Annotated in this window: 19 protein-coding genes; 5 read left to right on the top strand and 14 right to left on the bottom strand. The window is 73.0% G+C overall.

Going from position 1 to position 23966, the window contains the following annotated elements:
* The first annotated feature begins 96 nt into the window (after positions 1-96).
* Positions 97-888, top strand: a complete 792-nt coding sequence (locus ACWGJ5_RS25630) for a S1 family peptidase (RefSeq protein ID WP_453312009.1) — start codon at positions 97-99, stop codon at positions 886-888.
* Positions 889-1023: 135 nt separating this feature from the next.
* Here the strand turns inward: ACWGJ5_RS25630 and dmpI are convergent, their stop codons facing one another.
* From dmpI to ACWGJ5_RS25615, 3 genes are all read right to left on the bottom strand, one after another.
* Positions 1024-1206, bottom strand: coding sequence for a 4-oxalocrotonate tautomerase DmpI (dmpI, locus tag ACWGJ5_RS25625; RefSeq protein ID WP_076090755.1), 183 nt, complete (start codon positions 1204-1206; stop codon positions 1024-1026).
* 92 nt (positions 1207-1298) lie between these two features.
* The gene (locus tag ACWGJ5_RS25620; RefSeq protein WP_453312008.1) at positions 1299-2165 is read right to left on the bottom strand and encodes a LysR family transcriptional regulator; all 867 of its coding nucleotides are present in this window, start codon (positions 2163-2165) and stop codon (positions 1299-1301) included.
* Positions 2166-2188: 23 nt separating this feature from the next.
* Positions 2189-3298: a winged helix DNA-binding domain-containing protein gene (locus tag ACWGJ5_RS25615; protein ID WP_453312007.1), complete on the bottom strand. Its 1110-nt coding sequence runs from the start codon at positions 3296-3298 to the stop codon at positions 2189-2191.
* A 136-nt stretch (positions 3299-3434) separates the two neighbouring features.
* Here ACWGJ5_RS25615 and ACWGJ5_RS25610 point away from each other — a divergent pair, with 136 nt between their 5' ends.
* On the top strand, positions 3435-4592 hold the full coding sequence (locus ACWGJ5_RS25610; protein WP_453312006.1) for a magnesium and cobalt transport protein CorA: 1158 nt from the start codon (positions 3435-3437) through the stop codon (positions 4590-4592).
* 34 nt (positions 4593-4626) lie between these two features.
* Here the strand turns inward: ACWGJ5_RS25610 and ACWGJ5_RS25605 are convergent, their stop codons facing one another.
* The 6 genes from ACWGJ5_RS25605 to ACWGJ5_RS25580 form a co-directional block, all read right to left on the bottom strand.
* Positions 4627-5931, bottom strand: coding sequence for an extracellular solute-binding protein (locus ACWGJ5_RS25605; RefSeq protein WP_453312005.1), 1305 nt, complete (start codon positions 5929-5931; stop codon positions 4627-4629).
* Positions 5928-7079, bottom strand: a complete 1152-nt coding sequence (locus tag ACWGJ5_RS25600; protein ID WP_453312004.1) for a hypothetical protein — start codon at positions 7077-7079, stop codon at positions 5928-5930. Before ACWGJ5_RS25600 ends, ACWGJ5_RS25605 begins: the two co-directional genes overlap by 4 nt.
* The gene (locus ACWGJ5_RS25595; RefSeq protein ID WP_453312003.1) at positions 7076-8584 is read right to left on the bottom strand and encodes a VWA domain-containing protein; all 1509 of its coding nucleotides are present in this window, start codon (positions 8582-8584) and stop codon (positions 7076-7078) included. The genes ACWGJ5_RS25600 and ACWGJ5_RS25595 overlap by 4 nt, the downstream gene beginning before the upstream one ends.
* A 66-nt stretch (positions 8585-8650) precedes the next feature.
* Positions 8651-10954, bottom strand: a complete 2304-nt coding sequence (locus ACWGJ5_RS25590) for a tetratricopeptide repeat protein (protein WP_453312002.1) — start codon at positions 10952-10954, stop codon at positions 8651-8653.
* Positions 10951-12729: a trypsin-like peptidase domain-containing protein gene (locus ACWGJ5_RS25585; RefSeq protein WP_453312001.1), complete on the bottom strand. Its 1779-nt coding sequence runs from the start codon at positions 12727-12729 to the stop codon at positions 10951-10953. Before ACWGJ5_RS25585 ends, ACWGJ5_RS25590 begins: the two co-directional genes overlap by 4 nt.
* A 187-nt stretch (positions 12730-12916) precedes the next feature.
* Positions 12917-13555 (bottom strand): phosphoribosyltransferase, encoded by a 639-nt coding sequence (locus ACWGJ5_RS25580; RefSeq protein WP_453312000.1) that lies wholly within the window; start codon positions 13553-13555, stop codon positions 12917-12919.
* A 102-nt stretch (positions 13556-13657) separates the two neighbouring features.
* Here ACWGJ5_RS25580 and ACWGJ5_RS25575 point away from each other — a divergent pair, with 102 nt between their 5' ends.
* Positions 13658-14476: a polysaccharide deacetylase family protein gene (locus tag ACWGJ5_RS25575; RefSeq protein ID WP_453311999.1), complete on the top strand. Its 819-nt coding sequence runs from the start codon at positions 13658-13660 to the stop codon at positions 14474-14476.
* 83 nt (positions 14477-14559) lie between these two features.
* Positions 14560-15000, top strand: a complete 441-nt coding sequence (locus tag ACWGJ5_RS25570; RefSeq protein ID WP_453311998.1) for an SRPBCC family protein — start codon at positions 14560-14562, stop codon at positions 14998-15000.
* A 100-nt stretch (positions 15001-15100) separates the two neighbouring features.
* Here the strand turns inward: ACWGJ5_RS25570 and ACWGJ5_RS25565 are convergent, their stop codons facing one another.
* The 5 genes from ACWGJ5_RS25565 to ACWGJ5_RS25545 form a co-directional block, all read right to left on the bottom strand.
* Positions 15101-16252: an XdhC family protein gene (locus ACWGJ5_RS25565; protein ID WP_453311997.1), complete on the bottom strand. Its 1152-nt coding sequence runs from the start codon at positions 16250-16252 to the stop codon at positions 15101-15103.
* A 45-nt stretch (positions 16253-16297) separates the two neighbouring features.
* On the bottom strand, positions 16298-17764 hold the full coding sequence (locus ACWGJ5_RS25560; RefSeq protein WP_453311996.1) for an NCS2 family permease: 1467 nt from the start codon (positions 17762-17764) through the stop codon (positions 16298-16300).
* 211 nt (positions 17765-17975) lie between these two features.
* On the bottom strand, positions 17976-20360 hold the full coding sequence (locus ACWGJ5_RS25555; RefSeq protein WP_453311995.1) for a xanthine dehydrogenase family protein molybdopterin-binding subunit: 2385 nt from the start codon (positions 20358-20360) through the stop codon (positions 17976-17978).
* Between the two features lies 1 nt (position 20361).
* A complete protein-coding gene (locus tag ACWGJ5_RS25550) occupies positions 20362-20946 on the bottom strand; it encodes a (2Fe-2S)-binding protein (protein ID WP_453311994.1) in 585 nt (194 codons plus the stop codon).
* Positions 20946-21839, bottom strand: a complete 894-nt coding sequence (locus ACWGJ5_RS25545; protein WP_453311993.1) for an FAD binding domain-containing protein — start codon at positions 21837-21839, stop codon at positions 20946-20948. Before ACWGJ5_RS25545 ends, ACWGJ5_RS25550 begins: the two co-directional genes overlap by 1 nt.
* 344 nt (positions 21840-22183) lie before the next feature.
* Here ACWGJ5_RS25545 and ACWGJ5_RS25540 point away from each other — a divergent pair, with 344 nt between their 5' ends.
* Complete coding sequence (locus ACWGJ5_RS25540) at positions 22184-23857, top strand: PucR family transcriptional regulator (protein ID WP_453311992.1); 1674 nt, start codon at positions 22184-22186, stop codon at positions 23855-23857.
* Positions 23858-23966 lie beyond the last annotated feature (109 nt).

Here is a 23966-nt window from a genome sequence, read left to right as displayed (position 1 = left end):
CCGCTCGCCCGGGCATACGGGGGTCGGTCCCGAGACCCCCGTGCAACCCCCCACACCCGTGCGATCCCCCACCGGTGCAACCCACTGAGGAGACTCATGTTCGGGCCCAGACGTGCAAGACAGCCCGCCGCGACACTGGTGGCGGGTGCCGCCGCCGCGGCGACCGTGCTGCTCGCCTCCCCCATGGCGAGCGCCGCCCCTCAGCCCATCGTCGGCGGCACGACCACCACGACGGCGTCGTACCCGTTCGTCATGCAGATCACCGACGCGTCCGGCAACCAGTTCTGCGGCGGCACGCTGGTGGCCGCCACCAAGGTCGTGACGGCCGCGCACTGCATGGCGGGCGAGTCCGCCGGCAACGTCCGTGTGGTCGGCGGCCGGACCAATCTCAACGGCACCGACGGCACGGTCGGCAAGGTCGGCAAGATCTGGGTCAACCCGGGCTACACGGACGCCACCAACGGCGACGACGTGGCCGTGCTGACCCTGGAGACGTCGATGCCGTACAAGCCGGTGTCGTACGTCTCCTCCTCCCAGACGGGCGTGTACGCGGCCGGCGCCACGGCCCGGATCCTCGGCTGGGGGACCACCTCGGAGAACGGCAGCTCCTCCAACCAGCTGCGGACCGCGACCGTCCCGATCGTGTCCGACTCCAGCTGCAAGAGCTCCTACGGTTCGGACTTCGTCCAGTCCGACATGGTGTGCGCCGGACACTCCTCCGGCGGCGTAGACACCTGCCAGGGCGACAGCGGCGGTCCCCTGCTCATCGGGGGCGTCCTGGCAGGGATCACTTCCTGGGGCGAGGGGTGCGCGGAGGCCGGTTACCCGGGTGTGTACACCCGGCTGACCACCTTCTCGGACCTGGTGACCGCGCAGGTCGGCTCATGACCGCGCAGGTCCGCTCGTAACCCGGAAGAGGGACACCTGAGCACCCCTCAGGTAGAAGCCAGGGGGGCGTTGCGAGCCACCACGAGCGGCCCGCAGCGCCCCCCTCTCCACGTTCACCCCCGTGGAACGCGGGGGCTACTTGTCGGCCGTGAGCTTCCCGGCCGCGCCCCAGCTGTCCGCCGGGACCTCGTGGATCCACACCTGCACGGTCTCCGCCGGGATCCGGTACGCGTCGACGAACGCATCGGTGACCCGCTTGACCAGCTCCCGCTTGAGCTCGACATCGCGCGGGCCCTGCTGGATGGTGACGATCGGCATGGCTGAACTCCCTCGATCGGTGTGCCTGTTCGGTGGGTCCAGTCCATCGCGGCACGCGTCCCCGACCAAGAAGCAGTCCGCGACCGCAGCGATCAGCTTTCGTGATCGGCGCAGGCCAGGAGCAGTTCCGCCAGGTGCGGGGAGGGGTCGTCGGCGGGCACGGCGAGACCGGTTTCCAGGGCCAGTCCGGGCGATCGGAAGGGGACGTACGCCACCCGGGGCGTGGCCAGCACGCGCGCGTGGGAGGCGAAGACGACCGTCCACAGGGGACGGGCCCCGATGGTGGCGAGGGTGTCCTGCAGGGTGCCGCCGGCCCTTCCGGGCACCGGCTCGAACCCGGCCGCCCGGCAGGCGCCGAGGACCAGGTCCACCAGGGCGGGGTTGGCCCTGCGCGGGGCGAGGGCGAGGGGCAGCCCGGCGAGGTCGGCGAGGCCGATCTCGGCCTGCCGCGCGAGCGGATGCGTGGCCGGCACGGCGGCGACCAGCGGATCCGGCCACAGGGGCACCACGCGGACGCCGGCCGGGGGCTGGGCCGAGCGCACGAACGCGGCGTCCAGCCGGCCCCCCGCGACCCCGGCGAGCCGCTCCCCGGCCGGCACGGAGACCAGTTCCACCGGCACCTCGGGCGCCCGCTCGGCGAACGCGGCCAGCACCCGGTCCAGATGCGCGCCGAGCCCGGTGCTGGTGCCGAGGCGCAGCCCGGCGGGCGCGGCCACCGAGGCCCGGGCCTTCTCCGCGGCCGCGAGCACCGCGCGTGCCTCGGGCAGCAGCCGCTCCCCCGCGCCGGTCAGCCGAACCCGGCGCGGCGAACGGTCGAACAGCTCGGCCCCCAGCTCCCGCTCCAGCCGCTGCATCTGCTGACTGACCGCCGACTGCACGATGTGCAACCGCTCGGCCGCCCGCCCGAAGTGCAACTCCTCGGCGACGGCGACGAAATAGCTGAGCTGGCGGAGTTCCATGGGCCGACTGTAGAGGCTGGGCCTCAGGGCCGTACGACCGTCCCGAAGCGGATGTCGTACGACGTCTCCGGGTGCAGGACGCGGAGCATCCGCTCCCCCTCCGCGGTGACCTCGTCCCGCTGGGCTCCGGTCAGCCCGGCGAAGGGCTCGACGACCAGGGCCTCGGGGTCGAGCTTCCACAGGCCGGCCAGGAAGCCGTCCACCAGCAGGGTGCGGTAGGCCTGGTTCCCCTGCCAGTGGCGGCCCCGGTGCTCGGCGGGTATGACGCGGCCGCGGTCGCCGTGGGAGAGCAGGAGGTTGTCGAACTCGGGCAGGAAGCGGGGCGGGGCCGGGGTGTCCGGGTCGGGGCGCGGGGCGTCGGGGAGGTCGAAGAGCTCGACTCCGTGCGGGTCCCGGAAGGTGAGCAGCCGGGGGCGGAGCCGTTCGAAGGCGCTCCTCAGGCGGGTGAGCCCGGCCCAGGTCTGCATGTCCTTGACGGACGCCGGGCCGAAGGCGGCGAGATAGCGCAGGACGACGGCCTCCGGCTCGGGGGCCGGACCGGCCGGGCGGCCGAGCCAGTGTTCGACGGTGGTGAGGGCGACCTGGCCGCTGCGGCCCCACAGCCCGCGCGGGGTGACCTGGACCAGGGGCAGCGTGCAGCGGGCGGCGACGGCGAGGGCCCGCGGGTCGGCGTCCGGCCACCGGGCGCTCAGCGCCTGCCGCAGCTGGGCCATGGTCCGCGGCTCGGCCTCGACCAGCTCGCGGGCGAGGCCGGCCAGGACGTCCAGGTCGACACCGGCCAGGCCGGTGCGGAACTGGCCCAGCTCGCGGTCCCGGGCCGGCTGAACGAGCGGCCGCAGACTCAGGCAGTCCTCGGCGGTGTGGGTGTGCAGGGTGGAGCGCAGGGTGACGATCCGGGCGACGTGGCGGCCGGCCATGAGCGCGGACAGGTCCTGCGGTGCGAAGCCGTCGAGGCGGGCGGCGAGGGCGTGGTACGGCGGTTTGACGTTCTGCGCCTGGAGACCGAGCAGATGCCCCACGGCGGCAGCCGGGGACAGCGCCGAGCGGCGCAGCAGCAGCTGGCGTTCCAGCGTGGCGCGGTTGAGGGCGCGGACGTCCAGGAGGGGGGCCTTGGTCGCACTGCTCTTCGTCATGGCGGCACGCTAACCGCCATCGCGGACACCTGCTGTCCGCGACTCTCACCCGACCCTTTCACCGCCGCGCGCGCCGCTCGCGGCACCCCGCCGATATCCTTCTCCTCCTGTCCCCCGGGTTCCCACGAGGCGGCCGATGTCCGAGCGAGAGAACGGCAGGAACGGCGGGAACGGCGGGCGCAGGTCCGTCTTTCGCCGCGCCCTCACCCAGCCCCAGTCCCCCGTCGCCGAGGCGTCCCCGGCCACCCCCGCTCCGGCGGACGGCGCCGAGCCGGTGAGCATCGTCCAGGCGGCGCTGTACCGCGACGGCGTCCGCGTCTCCTCCCCCGCCACGCTCGCCGAGACCTTCCGCGAGCTGCGCGAGCAGTCCTCGGGGATGGCCTGGATCGGGCTGGCCCGGCCCACCGGGGCCGATCTGCACTCGCTGGCCGCCGAGTTCGGCCTGCACCCGCTCGCAGTCGAGGACGCGATGGAGGCGCACCAGCGGCCCAAGCTGGAGCGGTACGGCCAGACGCTGTTCGTCGTGCTGCGGGCCGCCCGCTATCTGGACGCGCCGGAGGAGGTCGACTTCGGCGAGCTGCACGTGTTCGTCGGCCCGGACTTCGTCATCACGCTCCGGCACGGCGCGGCCCCGGACCTGTCGGCCGTCCGCCGCCGTATGGAAGACAGTCCGGACCTGCTGAAACTCGGCCCGGAAGCCGTCCTGTACGCGATCCTCGACGCCGTCGTCGACGGCTACGCGCCGGTGGTCTCCGGCGTCCAGAACGACATCGACGAGATCGAGACCGAGGTGTTCCGCGGCGATCCCGAGGTCTCCCGCCGCATCTACGAACTCTCCCGGGAAATGGTGGAGTTCCAGCGGGCCACCCGCCCGCTGGTCGGCATGCTGCACGGGCTGATGGCCGGTTTCGCCAAGTACGAGACCGACGAGGAACTGCAGCGCTACCTGCGCGACGTCGCCGACCACGTCACCCACATCAGCGAACGCGTCGACGGCTTCCGCCAGGCCCTCGCGGAGATCCTCACGGTCAACGCCACCCTGGTCACCCAGCAGCAGAACGCGGAGATGCGGGCGCTGGCCGAGGCGGGGTTCGAGCAGAACGAGGAGGTGAAGAAGATCTCGTCGTGGGCGGCCATCCTGTTCGCCCCCACCCTCGTCGGCACGATCTACGGCATGAACTTCGACCACATGCCGGAGCTGCACTGGCTGTTCGGCTACCCGTTCGCGATCGGGCTGATGGGCGTGGTGTGTCTGACCCTGTACGTGGTCTTCAAGAAGCGGGACTGGCTGTAGCCCCGCAACGGTGTTCGGCGCGTCCGCGTGTCGCTCATGGTGCGCGGTCGCACACCGAGGGGACCCAGGTCAGGCCCTGGGTGCGGCTGAGGGTGTCCAGGGAGGTCAGCAGGGCGTTCAGATGGTCGGGGTGGGCGAGGAACTCGATGGTCGCCTCGGCGAACGCGTCGCGCACCGAGGGCGGCATGGCGTCGGAGGCGTCGAAGCAGTGCACCGCCCGGTCGTCGAGGAGGGTCGCGGCGAGGGACCGGTGCCAGGCCGCGCCGGCGTCGGAGGGCGCCGGCTGCGCCCCGGGACTGACCGAGAAACCGGATTCCTCGGCGTTCCAGGCGCGTTGGGCGCCCGCCGAGGCGAGGTGCCGGATCAGCGTCCTTGCCTCCGGGGTGTCGTGCAGCAGGGCGACCAGGTCACCGGAGACCTCCCAGGCGTCGCTCGCCCTGGCCCCGGGGATCCGCCGGGCCGAGGGCTCGTAACGGCCGTCCGCGCGTTTCCACGACTCCTGGTTGCGGATGAACGACGCCTGGTGCTCCAGGATGCAGCCGCGCGGGTTGCCGGTAACCGGTTTCGACGCGTCCTGGTACGGCGTCTTGAGCGCGCGCCGGACCAGCTCACGGTCCCCGCCGGCCCCCACCAGCCGTCCCCAGGTGGTCCAGGCCGACCGGACCTCCTTGGACGTCCAGGGCAGTTCGCCGCGCGCCCAGCGCTGATAGGTACCGGGGCCGTACTGCTGGAGCAGGATGTCCTCGATCCAGTCCGTGCCGGGCCAGCCGCTGGTCGCGCCGGAGCCCATGCCGACGCACCACCGGCCGGGCTTGCCCGCCGCCTCGGCGCGCTGCCGCTCGCTCGTGCCGGCCGGGTACCAGACGATGGACTTCAGGTCGGCCTTGAGCGGGAACCAGTACACGTGCCCGTCCAGCGGCGTGGTCCAGGACGCGCCGAAACCGGCTCGGGGCACGAGGTCGTCCAGCGGTTTCAGCCGTCCCTGCCGGGCGTAGTCCGCCAGTTCGCCGGGACCGGTCAGCACCACCACGTCCGGGGGCGTCCCGGCCTCCACGTCGGCGCCGAGCACCTGGCTCTCGGCGGAGCTGCCCTGGTAGTCGACGTGGATGTGGTACTTCCGCTCGAAGGGCTCGATGACCGACTCCCGGAAGTTCCGCTCGTCGGTGCCGGTCCAGTTGGCGAGCAGCGTGACGGTCGGCTCCCGGCCGAGGGCGCGTACGGCGAACACCACGGCCGCCGCCAGCAGAACCAGGCAACTCGCCACCACGGTCAGGGTGCGGACGCGGCGGGCACGAGGGGCGGCGGCCGGCGTCGCGGGGCCGCCCTGCGGGGCGCTCACCGGGTCCTGAACCGGTAGTCGTCGATGTGCTGCCGCAGTCCCGTCTCGGCGAGGGCCATGAGCAGGATGCCTCCTATCAGGATCCACACCGCGGCCGAAGCGCGGAAACCGGTGTGTGCCAGGTACGACGCGGTGTGCCGCCCGGCGTCGGTGATGAGCCGCCCGGTCAGCGGGCGGTCGAGCAACGCGCGGGTGTCCGCCATCCCCTGGTGCGTCCACAGCGTGAACAGCAGCGTGGCGGCGAGCCCGGCCGCCAGCAGGGCGCCCGCCGCGAGGAGGCCGCGGTTGTACCGGCGACGGAAACGCCGGCGCAGGAACATCTGGGTCTCCAGCAGGGCGCCGCCGAGGGCGAGGGCCAGCAGCAGGGTCGCGGTCCAGCCGAGCCACAGCAGCGGGCCGAACGAGGTCTGCCGGTGCACCGCGGCGCGCTGCTGCCCCTGCAGTACCTTCAGCCGGGCCTGGATCCCGGAGCCCTCGTCGGTCAGGACGCTGGTGGCGTAGCTGAGGTAGGCCTCGCGCAACACGCTGTCGGCCGGCTGGAGTTGGGACTGCTGGACCTTGACGGCGTACACCGTGATCAGTCCGGCGACCGTCTGCAGCGCCTGCCGGCCCGCCAGCCCGCCGACGTCGTCCCCGGCGGCGGCCGCGAGGCTCTGCGCGGCGACCGAGATCTGCTTCTGGAAGTCGCTGGTCGGTGCCGTCGCGCCGGCGTCCCGCTGGGCCTGGCCGAGGGCGTACAGCGCGGTGTCCAGGGACAGCACGGCCGGAGCGCTGGAGGTGCGCAACGGGTTCGCGTCACCGTGTACGCCCTCGTAGGACAGGAACAGCGACAGCGTCAGCAGCGCGGACAGGGCCAGCAGGAGGCGGTGGCGTACGGCGAGGTCGTGGGCGGTGGTACTGCCGCCGTCCGGTGCGCGCAGGCCGGGAGGGAGCAGCCGGTGCAGGAGGTGGGCCGGTCTTCCGGCGGGGGTGCGGCGGTCGGCGGGAGCGTCGGGGGACGTGCGGCGGGAGGGTACGCCGGGTCGGTTTCCGCCGGCCTGGCCACGGAACGCGTCGGAAGCCTGACGCAGGTCGCCGCGCCGGCCGCCCGCACGAGCCTCCTGGTCCGGGTCGCCGCCGGCAGGCGTCGCACGCGTGCCGGGGGTCATGAGGCCGGCTCCCTCAGCCGGCGTCCGCAGTCGCCACCGCAGTAGACGGAGTCGGCCGGGCCGAGCCACTTGCAGTGCGGGCACTCGGTCAGGGCGCCGGCGTCGGGGGGCGTGGCGGTGCCGGGCGGGGGCGCGGACCGTGGGCCGGGGACGGGCGGCTGCGGCGGGGTCGTCATGGCGCTGGACAGGATCAGGTGCTGCCAGTCGACGTCCTTCAGGCCGGCGCGGACCCGGCCGGTGCCCGGTTCCTCGATCCGCCGCAGCGCGCCGAGGAGTTGGGCGTCGCCCAGCTCGGCGGCGAGGGCCAGGGCGCGCGCCAGGTGACGGTCGGCGGCGGCCCGGCCGCCGCTGCCGCGCAGCCAGGCCTGGTAGGCCCCCGCGACGGCGGCGCTCACCTGCTGGTACAGCTCGTACCGGCGGACCCCGGGATGCTGCCGGGAGGCGTCGAGCGGGTTGTCGGTCCAGCGGACCAGGACGGGCTGTGGCACGGGCAGCCGTACCGGGCGTCCGAAGTCGGGTACGGCGACCTCCACGGCGGCGAGCTGGAGGTCCTCGCCGGTCTCGTGGCCGGCCGGGTCGGCGGTGAGGACGACCTGGTAGTGCCGTGTCTCGTCGCCCCAGGCGCGGGTGACGTACTCGGCGCCGCGGCCGCCGGAGCCGGCCGGGACGGCGGCCAGTTCCTGCTCGCCGGGCACCACCTGCTTGACCCGGCGGATCACCGTGCCGGGGGTGGGGGTGATCCCGATGCGCAGCTCGGGGATCGCGGTGCCGAGCAGCCCGCTCACCAACTCCTCGTATGCGGCGGTCAGTTCGGCCTCCTCACGGACCGCTCCGGCGCGGCCGTGCAGCCGCCGGGTGATGCGCAGCAGCTGTTCGGCGTCCCAGTCGTCGCCGATGCCCCAGGCGTCGCAGACGAACCGGCCCTCGCAGGCGTCCAGCGCGTTGTCCAGCGACATGGCGGCCCGGTGGTCGTGCTCGTTGCGCCCGTCGGTGAGGAGGAGGACGTGCTTGACGGGGGCGGGCTGCTCCTTCAGCAGCCGCCGGGCGAGATCGAGCCAGGTGCCGAGGGCGGTGCCGCCGTCCGCGTCCAGGATTCGTACGGACCGCTCGGCGGCCTTCCGTTCGGCGGGGTCGGCGACGGCCATCGGGGCGCGGCCGGGGCCGGGATGGACCACGGTGGCGTCGAACCGCCCGGAGAGCACGGCGAACGCGGTGCCGTCGGGCAGCAGCCGGACCGCCGCGGCGGTGGCGTCCTTCGCCGCGTGCAGCTTGGCGGCGGGGTGGAGCATGGAGCGGGAGGTGTCGACGATCAGCACCTCGGCGAGCGCGGGGCCCGCCCCCTGGGCGGGTGCGGGGCCGGGGTCGGGGCCGCCGTGGCCGCGGACGCCGATCTCCAGGATGGCGTGCATCTCCCGGTCGGCGGGCTGCCCGGGCGCGGGTACGGCGGGCAGTTCCTTCTGCTGGCCGACCGCGAGGGTCACCTCGATCTCCTCGGCCACGGTCATCGTGTGTCCCCCAGGTGGTCACGGGCGTGCTCGGGTGTGTTCGGGTGGTTCGGGCGTGCTCGGGCGTCAGAAGGTGGTGAGCGGCCGGACCATGTGGGCCAGGTCGAGCAGCCTGCCGTGCTCGTCGGCGGTGCGGGCCTGCGCGGCCAGCAGGCGGAAGGAGTGCTCCAGCAGCCGGCGCAGGCCGTCCTCGTCGCCCGGGCCGAGAAGGTCGCCGACGGGGAACTCCGGCCCCCAGCCCTGTTCCGGCCGGCAGCGCAGGACGTTCTCCCGGACCTCGGCGACCAGCCGGGCCCGGGACTCGCCGTCGGCGGCGCCGCCGTCCAGGCGCAGCTCGGGCAGCCGCCGGGCGGCGTCGCGCAGGTCGGCCGGTGCGGGCGGGCCGTCGCGCAGGATGCCGGCGCGGACACGGACGGCCGCGATGCGGGCGGCGTCGTGGTGCCGGGAGGTGGCGGGCACGTCGTCGAGGACGCGGACGGCGGCGTCCCGGTCACCGCCGGCCAGATGGCCGCGGGCCAGCCCGAAGGCGGCGGCGGTGTGCGCGAAGTCCCGTTTCCAGACGGCCTCGTAGAAGCGCATGGCCCGCTGGACGCGCTGCGGGCCGGCCGCCCGTGACTCGTGTTCCGCGCAGTAGGCGAGGGCGAGCTTGGGCACGTACTCGCCGGGCAGGGCCCGGTAGACGGCGTCGAAGCGGGTGCCTGCCCTGCGTACCTCCCCGCCGCTGAGGTGGAGGACGCCGCGGTGCCAGGCGATGCGCCAGTCGTGCGCGGCGGCGCGTTCGCCGAGCTGGGTCTCGGCCTCGGCGAGCCAGCTCTCGGCCTGGTCCCGCTCGCCTCGTCTGAGGTAGGCGCGGCACAGCCACAGCGCGGTCTCGGGGGTGCCGAGGCGGGATTCGCGGGGCCACTGCCGGGCAACCCGGTCGGGGGCGTCGGACGGGAAGGTGTCCAGCAGCAGGGCGGCGCCGTCGTCGGGGTCGGGGACCGGTTCCGGGAGGGCGCCGGCGACCTCGGCGGCGGAGGGAGGGGAGACGCCGAGGCCGGGCGGCTGCCCGCCGGGCCGGGCGGTCCAGTGGTCCAGGGCCGGGATCGCGCCGAGCCCGGCGTCGAGGCTGGCGCCGGTGGCGCGGAACCGGGTGGAGCTCTCGGGCAGCTGCTCACCGTACTGCAGCGAGCGGAACTCCCTCAGCACTTCCCACAGTTGGCGGGACATCTCGGCGGCGGACCGGAACCGGGCGCGGGGTTCGGGATGGGTGGCTCGGTCGATCAGCCGGCGGAAGGAGTCCGGGGTGAGGCCGCGGGCCGGTTCCGTGCCGTGGAAGAGTGCCTGGAGGGTCATGCCCACGGTGTAGAGGTCGCTGTCGACGTGCCAGCCGCGCCGGCCGATCTCCTCCTGGGGCGGGGCGAACGGGGCCGTGTAGACGTAGGCGGAGGTGAGGTCGCCGATCGCGCGGACCGCGCCGAGGTCGATGACCTTGATCGCCCGGCCGAAGTGGATGACGTTGGCGGGCTTCATGTCGCAGTGGAGCAGGCCGCGTTCGTGCATGTACTGCAGGGCGCCGAGGATCTTGCAGCCGTAGGTGAGGACGTGGTCCAGGCGGGGGCGGCCGTGGAAGATCCGTTCGACGTCGTCGGCGTCGAACAGCTGCTGCAGGGAGCGGCCGTCGATGTAGTCCATGACCAGGTATCCGGCGGGCGGACGGCCCGGGACCTGGTGGTCGGCGTAGGTGATGAGCCGGACGATGTCGGGGTGGTGCAGGTCGGTCAGCGAGCGGCGCTCCTCGACGGCGTTGCGGCGGGCGAGCGCGTCGTGGACGTCGATCTGGCCCTTGAGGACGACCCGGTGGCCGTCGGCACGGGTGTCCTCGGCGAGGTGGATCCAGCCGAGCCCGCCCCCGCCGAGACACCCGAGGACGCGGTAGTGGCCGGCGACCACGTCGCCCGTGGTCAGCTGGGGCAGCAGGGAGTAGGGCGTGCCGCAGCGGGGGCAGTGGCCGGTGGCGGGGGCGGGCCGGCCGCCGTAGCCGACGCCGATGGTCATGGTGCAGCCGTTCGCACCGCAGCGGCGGCCGCCGGCGGGCGGGCGGGGGTCGGCCACGAGCACGTCGTCGGGGACGGGTACCTCGGGCAGGACGACCAGTCCGTGCTGGTCGAGGTCCCCGACCCCGGCGACGGCGTGCACGGCCGGCGGCCCGGGGCTCTCCTGGGGCGGGGCGCCCGGGGGCGGGGTCCGCGGCTCGGTGCGCGGTGGGGCCGGTGCCGGTCGCTGCACAGGCGACGCGGTGCGCGGTTCGGCGTGGCGGCGGCCGCAGGTGTCGCAGTAGCCGGTGCCCATGATGTGGCCCGCGCAGCCGGGCCGGAGGCACGAGGTCACGGTGCGCTCTCCTTCCGGGGTGCGCCGGGCGCGGTGGGCTGCGTCGGCGCGGGCGGGGCGGATGGCGCCGAGGGCGGGGCGGATGGCGCCGAGGGCGAGGCGGATGGCGCCGAGGCCGAGCAGAAGCCGATGAAGCGCTCGACGGCGGCCTCGGCCCGCTCGATGTCGCAGGGGGTGTGCCGCAGCAGGGACAGGGCGTGCTCGTAGAGCCGGTAGGCCTCCATCACCTGGTCGCCGTGCGCGGCGGCCCGCCTGCGGCACAGCGGCCACTCGGCGCTGACCCGGCCGAGGAGTTCCTCCCGGCGGCGCAGCCGGGCGTCGAGGACGCCGATCGCCTGTTCCAGGCGCTGTCTGCGCCGGTCGGCGGCGTCCTCGAAGGTGAACAGCAGGTCGGCGCGGCCGGGCTCGCGCTCCCGCTCGGGGGTGTGGGCGACCCAGGCGCGCAGCATCCGGGTGCGCCGTACGCCCGCTTCGGCCTGCTCCACCAGCTGCCGGGTGCCGGGGCCGGGCAGCACCCGGTCCCGGAGCCGGTCCAGGCCCGGCCCCAACTCGTCCACGATCCGGTCGAGTTCGGCGTGCAGCCGGCTCCAGCGGTCGTGCAGCGGGTGGTGTACGAGGGACTCGGCGGCCTGGTCCGCACGCTCGCCCCGGCGGCGGAAGACCAGCAGCAGCCGGGCCCCCTGCCGGGCGAGCCGGTCCAGCAGGCCGAGCAGGGCGTCGGGTTCGGCGGCCTGGTCGACGCCGACCAGGACGGCGGCGAGCGGGACGCGCAGGGCACCGAGCCGTTCGGGCCGGATGTCGTCGCGGATGCCCAGCCGCGCGGCGATGCGGTCCATGACCTGACCGGCCGTCAGCCCCTTGACGTCCAGGGCGAGGTCGTGCGCGCCGGCCGGGGGCACGGTCTCGGGTGGGTCGTGGCTGAAGCCGCTGGTGTTCCGGTCGGTGCGCAGTTCCCGGTCGGCGAGGGTGACGGCGCGGTTCAGGGTCCAGGCGCGGTCGCTGCGGGCGGGGGCGACGGTGACGAGGACCGGCCAGCCCTCGCCGCGGAACCAGGAGGCCAGCTCGGTGGCGAACGGCACGTCCAGCGCGCCGGCCGCCGCCGATGCTCCGGTGCGCAGCCGGGGGTCGACCGCCTCGGCGCCGTCGGTCCAGGCGGCGACCTGCGGCAGATGCCGGAGGATGGTCTCGGTGGGGCTCATGTAGCTGAAGGCCGACCCCGGCCCCTCGTCCACGCTGAGGACGATGCCGATGACCTGGTCGGTGGCGTGGTCGACCACTCCCCCGCCGCTGAAGCCCGGTGCGGCCAGCTCTCCCGGGGTCAGCGGGCGCAGCTGCACCTGGCTGTCCCGGCCGCGGGCGGCGACCAGGGTGGCGCCGTGCCAGCGGCCGCCGTCGTCACCGGCCGGGAAGCCGTACATGCTCACCGGTCCGTGCGGTGCGGCGAGCCGGTAGAGCCGCGTGGTGTGCGCGGCCGGCAGGGGTGCGGCCAGCCGCAGCAGGGCGAGGTCGCCGCTGCGGTCGCCGAAGGCGTCCGCGCGCTGCGGCACGTGCTCGTCCTCGCGGACCGTGGCGGGTACGGCGTCCAGGCCGGGTACGCCGAGCAGGCGGACGGTGTAGCGCCGGCCGGGCCCGGCGACATGCCCGGCGGTGAGCACCCGGTCGGGGGCGAGCAGCACCCCGGCACCGACGACCTGCCCGTCCGGCGCCTCGATCCGCGCGATCCAGGACGGTGTCCGTAACCACGACTTGACGGCTCGCTCCCCCGTGCGCGTCATGGCCCCGAGGTTACTCCGAGTACCGGCCCGGTACTACTGGTGTGCACGGGAGTGTTACGGAGGGACGGGTAACGAGCGCACCGAAGGGGCGCGGGGCTGTGTCGATGTGCGGCTCCGCCGCGTGGGCGCGAGAAACCACGACGCCGCCGCACCCGGCAACGGCGGGACCCCCGGCGGCGCCACCCCGTCACCGCCCCAGCGCGGCCAGCACCTCCGCATCCGACAACTGCTCGAAGTCCTCGTACCACTGCCCCACCGCCGTGAACCCGGCGGGCCGATGCGGGCACACGATCGTGTCGGCCTCGGCGGCGAGACGGTCCACGGAGTCCGGGGCGCCGACGGGCACGGCCAGCACCAGGTGCGCGGGCCCGCGCCGCCGTACGTGGCGCAGGGCCGCCCGGGCGGTGGCGCCCGTGGCCAGCCCGTCGTCGACGACGATCACCGTACGGCCCGCGGGGTCCGGTGCCGGACGGTCGCCGCGATACCGCTCCTCCCGGCGGCGCAGTTCCCGCCGCTCGCGTTCCACCACCGGGGCCATGGACTCCTCGGTCAGGCCGAGCCGGTCCAGGGATCCGGTGTTGAAGAGCGGCGGGTCGTCGCCGACCAGCGCGCCGACGGCGAACTCCTGGTGGTGCGGGGCGCCGATCTTGCGGACGATGAGCACGTCGAGCTGGGCGTCCAGGGCGCGGGCGACGGGCTCGGCGACGGCGATGCCGCCGCGGGGCAGGGCGAGGACGAGCGGATCGACGAGGGCGCCCTGTGCACGCAGGTCGCTCAGCAGTCCGGCGAGTTCCCGTCCGGCTTCGGCGCGGTCCCGGAAGCGCATGGCCGTCCTCCTCCGCGGTGCCTCTCCTTCCATGGTGCTCCCGGTCGGACCTTCTCGCGCCATTCGAACACGTGATCTATACACTGAATGTATAGTCACCGCATGCCTTTTTCGACCGACAAGATCCCGACACCGAAGCACGCGTCCAGGAAGACACGGGAAGCGGCCCGGAGGTTGCGTCCGGCCGCGCTCGCCTCGGCCGCACTCGGCCTGGCGCTCACACTGTCCGGCTGCGCCCAGGTCGACACCACCGCCCCGAGCACCGTGCGGGCCGCGGCGGCGCACGGTGCTCCTGCGGCGTTCGGGACCGTGGACTGCCGCCAGGCCAAGTGCATCGCGCTCACCTTCGACGCGGGGCCCAGCGAGAACTCGGCACGGCTGCTCGACATCCTCAAGCAGAAGAAGGTCCCGGCCACCTTCTTCCTGCTCGGCAAGAACCACATCGAGAAGTACCCGCAGCTGGTCAAGCGGATGGCGGCCGAGGGGCACGAGGTCGCGAGCCACACCTGGGACCACCAGATCCTCACGCGGATATCGGACGCCCGGATACGCGAGGAGCTGAAGCGGCCGGACGACGCGATCGAGCGGCTCACCGGACGCAGGCCCACGCTGATGCGCCCGCCGCAGGGCCGTACGGACAGCGACGTGCACAAGATCGCCAAGGAGATGGGGCTGGCGGAGGTGCTGTGGAGCGTGACCGCCAAGGACTACACGACCAACGACTCGAAGCTCATCACCAAGCGGGTCCTCGACCAGGCGTCCCGGGACGGGATCATCCTGCTGCACGACATCTACCCGGGCACCGTGCCCGCTGTACCGGGCATCATCGACGCCCTGAAAGCGCGCGGATACGTTTTCGTGACGGTTCCTCAACTGCTGGCGCCGGGCAAGGCCGAACCGGGGAAGGTGTACCGGCCCTGAATCCCGCACGGGGTTGGTCCTCCGTGCGACGGAGCCGGGGCCGAACGCCCCGGCGACCGGCGCCCATTGCCTACGATCGTGACGTGCCGATCTTCTCCTTCGCCCGTACCGCCCCGCTTCCCCTCGACGAGGCGTGGCGCCGGCTCACCGAGTGGCCCCGCCACGCCGACGCGGTCCCGCTGACCCGGATCAGGGTGCTCACCGACGGTCCCACGGACGTGGGCACGCGGTTCGTGGCCCGTTCCGGCATCGGCCCGCTGGCCTTCGACGACGTCATGGAGGTCACGGTCTGGCGCCCGCCCGCCGACGGCGAGCGCGGGATGTGCCGCCTGGAGAAGCGCGGCCGGGCGGTGCTGGGCTGGACGGAGATCGAGGTCCTGCCGGGGCCCGGGGGCCGCAGCCGGGTGGTGTGGCAGGAGGAACTTCGGGTGCGGTTCCTGCCGCGTGCCTTCGACGGCGCACTGGAGAGCACGGCGCGCGCGATGTTCGGGCGAGCCGTGAACCGGCTGCTCAGGCGGGCGTGAGGCGGGGCCGGCCTCAGGGCCTGTCGTCACGTTCCCGTCTGCCCTGCGACGCCCGGCACGCACCCCAGAGGGGGCACCCCACTGACCGCACCGACGGACCCTAGGCCACCGAGCCGATCGACGCGGCCGGCCGCGAGGCCAGGTCGCGGTGGATGGGAGTGTGTGCGCCGGTGAGCGGGATGCCGCTGCCACCGCGCCGGTTCGCGACGATCTCCGCGCCGATGGACAGGGCCGTCTCCTCCGGCGTACGGGCGCCGAGGTCGAGGCCGATCGGCGAGCGCAGGCGGGCGAGTTCGAGCTCGCTGACGCCGACCTCGCGCAGGCGCTCGTTGCGGTCGAGGTGGGTGCGGCGGGAGCCCATCGCGCCGACGTAGGCGACCGGCAGCCGCAGGGCCAGCTTCAGCAGCGGTACGTCGAACTTGGCGTCGTGGGTGAGGACGCACAGGACGGTGCGGCCGTCGGTCTCGGTGCGCTCCAGGTAGGTGTGCGGCCACTCGACGACGATCTCGTCGGCCTCGGGGAAGCGGGTTGTGGTGGCGAACACCGGGCGGGCGTCGCACACCGTGACGTGGTAGCCGAGGAACTTGCCGACGCGGACCAGCGCGGAGGCGAAGTCGATCGCGCCGAAGACGATCATCCGGGGTGGGGGGACGGAGGACTCGACCAGGACGGTGAGCGGGGCGCCGCAGCGCGAGCCCTGTTCGCCGATCTCCAGGGTGCCGGTGCGGCCGGCGTCCAGGAAGGCGCCGGCCTCGGCGGCGACCGTGCGGTCCAGCTCGGGGTGGCCGCCGAAGCCGCCCTCGCAGGAGCCGTCGGGGCGGACGAGGAGGGCCCGGCCCCGCAGCCGTGCCGGCCCCTCCACGATCCGTGCGACCGCCGCCGCCTCCCCACGGGCGGCGGCGGCCAGCGCGGCGGCGACCACCGGCCGGGCGGGACCGTCCGCCCGGACCGGCGTGACGAGGATGTCGATGATGCCGCCACAGGTCAGGCCGACGGCGAAGGCATCCTCGTCGCTGTAGCCGAAGCGTTCGAGCAGGGTTTCCCCGTCCTCGAGCGCCTGTCGGCACAGCTCGTACACGGCGCCCTCCACGCACCCGCCGGAGACCGAGCCGATGGCCGTGCCCTCGGCGTCCACCGCGAGGGCGGCGCCGGGCCGGCGCGGAGCGCTGCCGCCGACGGCCACCACGGTGGCGACGGCGAAGTCACGGCCCTGCTCGACCCACCGGTTCAGCTCTTCGGCGATGTCCAGCATCTGTCGGTCTCCTAACGGGATTGCGGGGAAGGGGCGTTCAGTCGGCTAGTGCACGCCCAGCAGCGCTCGGACGGGATGCAGTGAGAAGTAGACGAGGAAGAGCACCGTCAGACCCCACATGAACCCGCCGATCTCCCGCCACTTGCCCTGGGCCAGCTTGATGACCACGTAGGAGATCACACCGGCGGCGACACCGGGAGTGATCGAGTACGTGAACGGCATGATCACGACCGTCAGGAAGACCGGGATCGCGACGGAGCGGTCGCCCCAGTCCACATGACGGGCGTTCATCATCATCATCGCGCCGATGGTGACGAGGGCGGCCGAGGCCACCTCGCGCGGCACGATCGCCGTGATCGGCGTGAAGAAGAGGCAGAGGGCGAAGAACCCACCGGTGACCACGGAGGACAGTCCGGTACGGGCGCCCTCGCCGACGCCGGTCGCGGACTCGACGAACACGGTCTGGCCGGAGCCGCCGACGACACCGCCGACGACACCGCCCGCACCGTCGATGAACAGCGCCTTGGACAGGCCCGGCATACGTCCCCGGGCGTCGGCGAGGTTGGCCTCGGTACCGATGCCGATGATGGTGGCCATCGCGTCGAAGAAGCCTGCGAGGACCAGCGTGAAGACGATGAAGGTGACCGTCATGTAGCCGACGTCGCCCAGGCCGTTGAAGGACACCTTGCCGATGAGCGAGAAGTCCGGCATCGACAGGGCGCTGCCGTGCAGCGCGGGGCCGTCGCCGTTGGCCCAGCCCTTGTCGTCGACCAGGCCGGCCGCGTTGACGATCATCGCGAGAACGGTGCCGGTGACGATGCCGATGAGGATGGCACCCGGAACCTTCCGGGTCTGCAGCGCGAAGATGAGCAGCAGGGTGACGGCGAAGAGCAGGACGGGCCAGCCGACGAGCTCACCGCCCACACCCAGCGTGACCGGGGTGGCCGTACCGGCGTGCACGAATCCGGCCTTGACCAGACCGATGAACGCGATGAACAGACCGATGCCCATCGTGATGCCGTGCTTGAGCGGCAGCGGGATCGCGTTCATGATCATCTCGCGGAGGCCCGTGACCACCAGCAACATGATCACGGCGCCGTAGGCGATGCACATGCCCAGGCCCTGGGCCCAGGTCAGGGTCTTGGTTCCCATGACCAGACCGGCCAGCACACCGGAGACGGAGAGTCCGGCGGCCATGGCGAGGGGCGCCTTGCCGATCCAGCCCATGAGGAGGGTGGTGGCCGCCGCGCCGAGCGCGGTGGCCGTGATGAGGGCCTTCTGCCCCAGAGAGTCGCCGGACTTGTCCGCGCCACTGAGGATCACCGGGTTGAGCAGAAGGATGTACGCCATCGCCATGAAGGTGGTGACGCCACCGCGGACCTCGGTCGCGATGGTTGATCCTCTTTCGGATATGTGGAAGTACCGGTCGAGCCACGACCTACCGGCCGGCGGACGCGAACCCGCGCCCGCTTCTTCGGCGGTGTTCGTGGGCTCCACTGACTGCTGGGTCATGGTGCCATCTCCCAAGGTTCACAGGGGCACCCGTGCAACCGCCCTCGCGGTCACGGGATTTGGGAATGGACGACCCGGGGGACGGCCCGAGACGAACGAATTTCCTGGTACTTCAAGGACCGCGAGCGGTGCGGAACTCAAAGGGGGTTCCTCCGGGCGGCGCGGCGGAGTGTGTGACGTTCCCTGCGCCGCCCGGAGAGCTGTGGGATTGTTACGCGGTTCCCGTGAGGTGCTCGGGCCGCACCGGCGTGCGGTTGAGCTCCAGCCCGGTCGCGTTCCGGATCGCCGCGAGGACGGCCGGCGTGGACGACAGGGTCGGGGCCTCGCCGATGCCGCGCAGCCCGTACGGGGCGTGCTCGTCGGCGAGTTCGAGCACGTCGACCGGGATGGTCGGCGTGTCGAGGATCGTGGGGATCAGGTAGTCCGTGAAGGAGGGGTTCCTGACCTTCGCGGTCTTCGGGTCGACGATGATCTCCTCCATCACCGCAACGCCCAGGCCCTGGGTCGTACCGCCCTGGATCTGGCCGATGACGGAGAGCGGATTGAGCGCCTTGCCGACGTCCTGGGCGCAGGCCAGCTCGATGACCTTCACCAGACCGAGCTCGGTGTCGACCTCGACGACCGCGCGGTGCGCCGCGAAGGAGTACTGGACGTGCCCGTTGCCCTGGCCGGTGCGCAGGTCGAAGGCCTCGGTCGGCCGGTGCCGCCACTCTTCCTCGACCTCCACGGCCTCGTCCTCCAGGACGTCGACCAGGTCGCCGAGGACCTCGCCGCCGTCGGTGACGACCTTGCCGCCCTCCAGCAGGAGTTCGGCGGTCGCCCAGGCCGGGTGGTAGGTGCCGAACTTGCGCCGGCCGATCTCCAGGACCTTCTCGCGGACCAGCTCGCAGGCGTTCTTCACGGCGCCGCCGGTGACGTACGTCTGCCGGGAGGCCGAGGTCGAGCCCGCGGAGCCGACCTGGGTGTCGGCGGGGTGGATGGTCACCTGGGTGACGCCGAGTTCGGTGCGGGCGATCTGCGCGTGGACGGTGACACCGCCCTGGCCGACCTCCGCCATCGCGGTGTGCACGGTCGCGACCGGCTCGCCGCCTATGACCTCCATGCGCACCTTGGCGGTGGAGTAGTCGTCGAAGCCCTCGGAGAAGCCGACGTTCTTGATGCCGACCGCGTAGCCGACACCCCGTACGACGCCTTCGCCGTGTGTGGTGTTGGACAGGCCGCCGGGCAGCTGCCGTACGTCGGCGCCCTCGCTGGACTCCCACTGGCGCTCCGGTGGCAGCGGCATCGCCTTGATGCGGCGCAGGAGTTCGGCGACCGGCGCCGGGGAGTCGACCGGCTGCCCGGTCGGCATGACGGTCCCCTGTTCCATGGCGTTCAGCTGCCGGAACTCCACCGGGTCCATGCCCAGCTTCTTCGCCAGCTTGTCCATCTGCGCCTCGTAGGCGAAGCACGCCTGGACGGCACCGAAGCCGCGCATGGCGCCGCAGGGCGGGTTGTTGGTGTAGAGCGCGATGGCCTCGATGTCGACGTCGTCCACCACGTACGGGCCGACCGACAGGGAGGAGGCGTTGCCGACGACCGCCGGGGAGGCGGAGGCGTAGGCGCCGCCGTCCAGGACGATCCGGCACTTCAGGTGCGTGAGCTTGCCGTCCTTGGTGGCGCCGTGCTCGTAGTGGAGCTTCGCCGGGTGGCGGTGGACGTGCCCGAAGAAGGACTCGAAGCGGTTGTAGACGATCTTCACCGGCTTGCCGGTGCGCAGCGCCAGCAGGCAGGCGTGGATCTGCATCGACAGGTCCTCGCGGCCGCCGAACGCGCCGCCGACGCCGGCCAGCGTCATGCGCACCTTCTCCTCGGGCAGGCCGAGGACGGGCGCGATCTGGCGCAGGTCGGAGTGGAGCCACTGGGTGGCGACGTAGAGGTGGACGCCGCCGTCCTCCTCGGGCACGGCGAGGCCGGACTCGGGGCCGAGGAAGGCCTGGTCCTGCATGCCGAAGGTGTACTCGCCCTCGACGATCACGTCGGCCCGCCTGCGGGCTTCCTCCACGTTGCCGCGGATGATCGGCTGGCGGTGGACGATGTTCGGGTGCGGGACGTGCCCGGAGTGGTGGTCGTCGCGGCCCTCGTGGACGAGGATCGCGTCCGGCGCGAGAGCCGACTTCTCGTCCGTGATCACGGGGAGTTCACGGTACTCCACCTTGATCTTCGCGGCGGCGCGGCGGGCCGTCTCCGGGTGGTCGGCGGCGACGAGCGCGACCGGCTCGCCGTGGTGGCGCACCTTGCCGTGCGCGAGGACCGGGGTGTCCTGGATCTCCAGGCCGTAGTTCTTCACCTCGGTGGGCAGGTCGTCGTACGTCAGGACCGCGTACACGCCCGCCGTGGCCAGGGCCTCGGAGGTGTCGATCGAGACGATCTCGGCGTGCGCGACGGTGGAGCGCAGGATCTGGCCCCACAGCATGTCCTCGTGCCACATGTCGGACGAGTACGCGAACTCGCCGGTGACCTTGAGGGTGCCGTCCGGGCGGAGGGTGGACTCGCCGATGCCGCCCTTGGTCTGGGAGCCCTGCGTGATCTTCGTAGGGGCGCCGTTGGCCGGCATGTCAGACCTCCTCGGACTGGCGGGCGGCCGCCAGGCGGACCGCGTCCATGATCTTCTCGTAGCCCGTGCAGCGGCACAGGTTGCCCGACAGCGCCTCGCGGATGTCGGCGTCGGACGGGTTCGGGTTGCGCTCCAGGAGTTCGTCGGAAGCGACGAGCAGACCCGGGGTGCAGAAGCCGCACTGGACGGCACCGGCGTCGATGAACGCCTGCTGGATCGTGGAGAGTTCTCCGCCCTCGCCGGTCTGGGAGTCGGTGCCCTTGGCCTGCCACTGCTGGGCGTCCTGGAGGGAGGTGCCACAGGTGCCGGTGGCGCAGCCGCCGTGCTCCTCGCGCTGCTTGGCGTAGTCCGCGAGGCCCTCGACGGTCACCACGTCGCGGCCCTCGACCTGACCGGCCGCGACCAGGCAGGAGCAGACCGGCACGCCGTCCAGGCGCACGGTGCAGGAGCCGCACTCGCCCTGTTCACAGGCGTTCTTCGAACCCGGCAGGCCGAGACGCTCGCGCAGGACGTACAGCAGGGACTCGCCCTCCCAGACGTCGTCGGCCTCCTGCGGACGTCCGTTGACGGTGAAGTTGACGCGCATTACGCAGCTCCCTCAGATGCGCGGCGGGCGCCGCGGTACGACTCCCAGGTCCAGGTGAGCGTCCGGCGGGCCATCACGCCGACCGCGTGGCGGCGGTAGCTCGCGGTGCCCCGGACGTCGTCGATCGGGTTGCAGGCGGCCGAGCAGAGTCCGGCGAACTGCTTGGCGACCGACGGGGTGATGATCTTTCCGTTGTCCCAGAAGCCGCCCTCGTCGAGCGCCGCGTTCAGGAACTCCTCCGCGGCCCTGGCCCGCACGGGCGTGGGCGCGGCCGAGCCGATGCCGGTCCGGACCGTACGGGTCCCGGGGTGCAGGGCGAGGCCGAAGGCGCACACGGCGATGACCATGGCGTTGCGGGTGCCGACCTTCGAGTACTGCTGCGGTCCGTCGGCCTTCTTGACGTGGACGGCGCGGATCAGCTCGTCGGGCCGGAGCGCGTTGCGCTTGACGCCGGTGTAGAACTCGTCGATCGGGATCAGCCGGGTTCCGCGGGCCGCCGACTCCACCTCGACCTCGGCGCCGGCCGCGAGCAGGGCGGGGTGGGCGTCACCGGCGGGCGAGGCCGTGCCGAGGTTGCCGCCGACGCCGCCACGGTTGCGGATCTGCGGGGAGGCGACCGTGTGCGAGGCGAGCGCGAGGCCCGGCAGCTCGGCACGGAGGCTCTCCATGATCTTGGTGTACGGCACGGATGCACCCAGCCGTACACTCTCTTCGCCGACCTCCCACTCGTAGAGGTCACCGATGCGGTTCAGGTCGAGCAGATACTCGGGCCGGCGGTGGTCGAAGTTGATCTCGACCATCACATCGGTGCCACCCGCAATCGGCACAGCGGTGGGGTGCTCGGCCTTCGCGGCGAGCGCCTCCTCCCAGCTGGCAGGGCGAAGGAAGTCCATGACCGGCTCTCTTCTTCGTCTCAATGGTTCGTTCAGATTGAGCCAATCCGTGTGCGGCGGGCGCGGCTCGTTCATGTGCTGTTCACGCGGAGTGGACTCAGTACACCGCCCCTCGCTCCGGCGGGGTCAGTCACCGAAACCATGAAGGAGTTCGCTGGCCACGGTGAGCATCTTGTAGATTCGTATGAACGGAGGACATCGGCAACCTCTCGGTTTTCCTGGAGAAACGCAGGAAACAGCAGGAGGACCGCCGAATGCGTCCCCGGGCGTCGGGTTCCGGGTGACCACCCCGTCACCCTCCAAGATCCATCGTAGGTTTCGAGACACAGAACGGCGGCGACGAGATGCGGCTGCGCGCACTTTTGGACACTGATGCGCTGGGCCTGCGGCTGCTCGGCGGCGAGGAGGAGCTGGACCGGTCGGTGCGCGGGGTCATGACCACGGACCTGCGCGACCCGAGCCGCTATCTCTCCGGGGGCGAGCTGGTGCTGACCGGCCTCGCCTGGCGCAAGGACGCCGCCGACTCCGAGCCGTTCGTACGGATCCTGGTGCAGGCCGGGGTGGCGGCGCTCGCCGCCGGTGAGGCGGAGCTGGGCGACATCCCGGACGACCTGGTGCTCGCCTGCGCCAGACACCGGCTGCCGCTGTTCGCGGTGCACGAGTCGGTGGCGTTCGCCACGATCACCGAGTACGTCGTGCGGCAGGTCTCCGGTGAGCGCGCCGGGGACCTGGCGGCCGTGGTGGACCGGCACCGCAGGATGATGACCTCGGGCCCGGCGGGCGGCGGCCCGGACGTGGTCCTGGACCTGCTCGGCACCGACCTGGACCTGCGCGCCTGGGTGCTCGCCCCGACCGGCCGGCTGATCGCCGGCTCCAAGGTCGGGGGCCCGGCGCTGCCCGCCGAGACCTGCGCCGGGCTCGCCGCCGAGCACCTGGCCGCCACCCGCACCGGCCGCCGCGGCCCGCACCGCGTCCTGCTCGGCGGAGCCACCTACTCCCTCTTCCCGATCCGCTCCTCCGGCCGCTCCCCGCTGGCCGCCCGCGACGTCCGCGAGACGGTGCTGTCGGACTGGCTGCTGGCCGTCGAGGCGGACGCCGGTGACTGGCCCGAGGAGCGGCTGGACCTGCTGCAGGGCGTCACCCAGCTGATCTCGGTCGAGCGGGACCGCCGGGACGCGGCGCGCACGGTGCGGCGCCGGCTCGCCCAGGAGGTGCTGGAGCTCGTCCAGACGGGTGCCGCACCGGCCGAGATCGCGGCCCGCCTGAGGGTGGCCGCCCCGGTGCTGCTGCCCGGGCTCGGCACGGCCCCGCACTGGCAGGTCGTGGTGGCCCGCGTGGAGTGGGAGGGCGGCTCGGTCGAGGGTGGCCCGGTCGCCCAGTCGCTCCTGGAGGAAGTGCTGGTCGACCCGCAGTCGACCGGCCCCGAGCCGTCCGACCGGATCGCCGTCGCGCACACCGGCGACGAGGCGATCGCCCTGGTGCCGCTCCCGGCGGTCTCCGCCGAGCACGACGGCTCGGAGACCGGGCTGCTGGCCGACTCCCTGCTGCAGTCGGTGCGGGAGACGCTCTCGGCGGGCCTGAACGACGACGGGCGGCTCACCCTCGGCGTCAGCGCGGCCGTGCACTCCGCGGAGGGCCTGCGCGGCGCCCTGGAGGAGGCCCGGCACGCGCGCCGGGTGGCGGCCGCCCGCCCGGGCCGGGTCTGCGCGGCGGGGCACCAGGAGCTGGCGTCGCACGTCCTGCTGCTCCCCTTCGTGCCCGACGACGTCCGCCGCGCCTTCACCGCCCGCCTGCTGGACCCCCTGACGGACTACGACCGCCGCCACCGGGCCGAGCTGATCCCGACCCTGGAGGCGTTCCTGGACTGCGACGGCTCCTGGACCCGCTGCGCCACCCGGCTCCACCTGCACGTCAACACGCTGCGCTACCGGGTCGGCCGGATCGAGCAGTTGACGGGACGGGACCTCTCGCGCCTGGAGGACAAGCTCGACTTCTTCCTCGCTCTGCGCATGAGCTGAGGTCGTCGGGGGCGTGCGGCGGCCAAGCCCGGTCACGCCCGCGCCCCACGACTTTGTGAAATCTTTCACCCACCCTCTTGGCCCGGCCCTGCGATTGGTGCTGGAATGC

Source organism: Streptomyces sp. NPDC054783, from assembly GCF_053611725.1.
This window is presented reverse-complemented; position numbering and strand designations above follow the sequence as displayed.